The organism is Vibrio sp. Y176, assembly GCF_033438945.1.
Genome location: NZ_JAWOQS010001120.1, coordinates 1 through 529, shown reverse-complemented (window position 1 = coordinate 529; position 529 = coordinate 1). Strand labels below are relative to the sequence as shown.

The following is a 529-nucleotide window of genomic DNA, read 5'->3' as shown; positions in this document are numbered from 1 at the left end:
TGCCGTGGAACCCGTAACGACGAATGCCGAAATCAGTGTAAAGTTCTTTAGCGATTGCACCAGTGAACGCACGTTGAGGCATTGTTTGGTGGAACGCTGTATCGAATACTGCAAATTGTGGAAGGCTTGGAAACGCTTCAACAGCAGCACGGATGCCGATAGCACCAGCTGGGTTGTGAAGTGGAGCAAGGTCTGCAAGCTTCTCAATTTCTTGTGTAACTTCTTCAGTAATACGAACGGTCTTAGTGAATTTCTCACCGCCGTGAACAATACGATGGCCCACAGCAACGATGTCTTGAGCTAGACCTAACTCTTCGGTTAAACCTACTAGTTTGCCGATAGCGATTTTGTGATGGCTATCGGCACCTTCGATGGAGATTTCCTTTTTTTCACCGTTGAATTTCCAGCTCATACGAGCGTCTGATAGACCAAAGCATTCGCCCAGACCACTTAGCACCGCGTCACCCGATACGGAATCCCTGACTGCAAATTTTAGTGAAGAGCTACCAGAGTTGATCACCAGTACAAA

1 pseudogene is annotated in these 529 nt (G+C 47.4%); it reads right to left on the bottom strand.

Annotated features, from left to right (window positions below):
* A pseudogene (locus R7O13_RS30535) lies at positions 1-529 on the bottom strand (acetate kinase); the annotation flags it as partial.